The sequence below is a fragment of the Microvirga sp. P4_G7 genome (assembly GCF_056401005.1).
Genome location: NZ_JBFUKD010000511.1, coordinates 1 through 2,791, shown reverse-complemented (window position 1 = coordinate 2,791; position 2,791 = coordinate 1). Strand labels below are relative to the sequence as shown.

The following is a 2,791-nucleotide window of genomic DNA, read 5'->3' as shown; positions in this document are numbered from 1 at the left end:
GGCGCGGGCCATCCGCCGCTACGGCGCTCTCGTCTTGAAAGAGCGTCCGCTGCCTGTTCCAGCCTCGGAGGAGGCCGCGCGCATTCTTGCTGCTGGGTTGGCGACACTGGGGGCTCAGGCATTGCCGATCTCGAAGGCGGTGGCGCAATGGCGCGAGCGAATCATGTTTCTGCGCCGCGCCGAGTGTGACGAATGGCCCGATCTCTCTGAGGAAACGCTGCTTTCGACCGCGGAAGAGTGGCTCGCTCCACATCTCGTGGGGAAATCGAACGTCGGTGAGATTGGCGCCGACACGATGGCGGAAGCGCTGAAGAGCCTCGTGCCATGGAGCCTGCAACGCCGACTCGACGCCGAGGCCCCGACGCATTTCGAGGTTCCGACCGGCTCCCGCATCGCGATCGAATACGACGGAGAGGAAGGGCCGGCTCTGTCGGTGCGTGTGCAGGAGCTCTTTGGTCTCGATCGGCACCCGGCGATCGCCGCGGGGCGCGTCCCGCTGGTCCTGCACCTGCTTTCGCCCGCCCAGCGTCCGATCCAGATCACACGTGACTTACCAGGCTTCTGGCGCGGTTCTTGGGCGGCCGTACGGGCGGACATGCGGGGGCAGTACCCCAAGCATTCGTGGCCGGAAGATCCGCTCAAGGAGCCACCGACTCGGCGTGCGAAACCGAGGGGAACTTGAATGCCTAAAACGTCGTGATGAGGCGTTCCGCCGTGGCGCGATTGAGGGCCATCGGAATGTTGTAGACCAGCGACAGGCGCATCAATGCCTTCACATCCACGTCGTGCGGATGAGGAGACAGCGGATCCACGAAGAAGAACAGGGCGTCGACCCGGCCCTCGGCGATCATTGCGCCGATCTGCTGATCGCCGCCGAGGGGGCCGCTCTTCAGGCGCGCTACGGACAAGCCCGGACAGCGTTCCATCACTCTGGCGCCCGTTGTGCCCGTCGCGAAAAGTTCGAAAGAGCCGATCGCAGCCTCATGCATCGCCACGAAATCCGCCATGTCGTCCTTCTTGGCGTCGTGGGCGACAAGCGCCAAAGTCAATTTTTTCATAATCGCCTTGAAGTCAGTTGTTCCAGCGCTCTCGCCACTGCATCTCGCCAGCGAGGCAGTTGGGACGGGGCGTAGCCTGAATGCGCTGGAGAGTCACCACGGTAGGCGGCACCAAATTGGCGACTTCAAGCAGAATTTTCGTCTTGATGGCTTGAGGGAATTGCTCCTTGTCCCGGACCGGAATCATGAACGAGCCGGGGCCGCCGATGACGCAATTCTTGTAATAGGCGTCGAGGTCCGAGATATCGAGATAGCCGGGCTGGCGTAGCATCAAGGGCAAACCATTGATCACGATCCCCTTGTTGAGAGCTTCGTCTCGCGCCTCGGTGACGGCGCGCCCCTGGTTGTTGGGGCCGTCTCCCGAGACGTCGATGACCTGCCGCGTCGCCGAGACACCACTCTCTGCGAGAAGTTTCACGCTGTAGTCGAGAGCGCTGGAGATGGATGTCCTTTGGGCCCGCCGCAGCGGCGTCGAGGCGATCTTCTCCGCGAAGGCGAGAAGTCCCTCCGGATTGTCGAGGATGGTCCAGGGCACAACCACGTTCTGGTCGGCGGTTCCGGCCCATTCCATGTAGGTGACCGCGATGCGGCCGTTCAGGCCGTTGCGGATTGCCTCGTGGACCAAGGGGGACCGGAAGGCCTGCGCGAAGCCTTCACGCTGCAAGGCCTGCTCGTCCGTATCCATCGAGTAGGAGATATCGACCGCCAGCACGAGGGCGAGGTCGACCTCCGCCTGCGCGAGGGCGGGAAACGTGACGATCAACGGGCCGAGCAGCAGAATCAGACCCGCGGCGAGACACTTGAAGCCGTACCGAACCATAGCTTGCTCCTGTCGGAGACACACCGGTCCAGGTGAGTGTGGGTCTGAATTGCTCGCCCGGCAAGACCAACGTTCAGGGAATCTTTGCCGCGATCAGCTCTCGGGCGGCGGCGAACGTCCCATCCGCATCCAAATGGGTGGTGTCCAATGTGATGGCATCCTCAGCCGGCCGTAGAGGCGCCGTGCTCCGGCCGATATCCCGCTCGTCGCGGCGCCGGATGTCGGCGAGGATGGTCTCGAACGCCGTCACCTCGCCGCGCTTCGCCAGCTCGCGGTGTCGCCGGCGGGCACGCTCCTCGGGAGATGCCGTAATGAAGAGCTTCACATCGGCATCCGGGCACACCACGGTTCCGATGTCCCGGCCGTCTAGCACGGCACCTTGGCTTTGCGCGCCGAACTGGCGTTGAAAGGCGAGGAGGGCATCTCGGACCGGTTGATAGGCTGAGATGACGGAGGCCGCCTCTCCCATCTCGGCGCCACGCAAACGGCTCTCATCCAGGTGCTCAGCGTCGAGCCGTCGTGCGGCCAAAGTTGCGAGATTCTCGTCCGTGAGCGGCTCGCCTTGATCGAGCAGCGCCCGGGCCACCGCCCGGTAAAGGAGGCCAGTATCGAGATGAGCCAAGCCGAAATGGTCGGCGAGGCGCTTCCCCAGCGTTCCTTTGCCTGAGGCAGCGGGGCCGTCGATGGCGATGATCATGTGACGCTCAATCCTGGATGCTGGCGCCGAGGCCGCGCATGAGCGGGATGAAGGTGGGAAAGCTCGTTGCGATCATCGCGCCGTCATCGACCGTCACAGGTTCCTGCGTCGCGAGACCCATGACGAGGAAGGACATGGCGATGCGATGGTCCAGGTGTGTGGCGATGGGTTTTCCACCACCTCGGACAGGGCCGCCTGAACCATGGACGATGAGAT

The 2,791-nt window shown here is 63.6% G+C and carries 4 protein-coding genes and 1 pseudogene; 1 reads left to right on the top strand and 4 read right to left on the bottom strand.

The window, feature by feature from the left end:
• Positions 1-682 (top strand): ATP-dependent helicase C-terminal domain-containing protein (locus AC1DT3_RS17185; RefSeq protein WP_477466451.1); only part of this gene is annotated, 682 nt, incomplete at its 5' end.
• A 4-nt stretch (positions 683-686) separates the two neighbouring features.
• On the opposite strand, the gene AC1DT3_RS17180 is transcribed toward AC1DT3_RS17185, so the two are convergent.
• From AC1DT3_RS17180 to AC1DT3_RS17165, 4 genes and pseudogenes are all read right to left on the bottom strand, one after another.
• Positions 687-1,058 (bottom strand): methylglyoxal synthase, encoded by a 372-nt coding sequence (locus AC1DT3_RS17180; RefSeq protein WP_477466450.1) that lies wholly within the window; start codon positions 1,056-1,058, stop codon positions 687-689.
• Positions 1,059-1,071: 13 nt separating this feature from the next.
• Positions 1,072-1,878 carry a DUF1194 domain-containing protein gene (locus AC1DT3_RS17175; protein WP_477466449.1) on the bottom strand — a complete coding sequence of 269 codons (807 nt, stop codon included), beginning with the start codon at positions 1,876-1,878 and terminating at the stop codon, positions 1,072-1,074.
• Positions 1,879-1,951: 73 nt separating this feature from the next.
• A complete protein-coding gene (gene cmk, locus AC1DT3_RS17170; RefSeq protein ID WP_477466448.1) occupies positions 1,952-2,575 on the bottom strand; it encodes a (d)CMP kinase in 624 nt (207 codons plus the stop codon).
• 7 nt (positions 2,576-2,582) lie between these two features.
• Positions 2,583-2,791: pseudogene (locus AC1DT3_RS17165) on the bottom strand (3-phosphoshikimate 1-carboxyvinyltransferase); the annotation flags it as partial.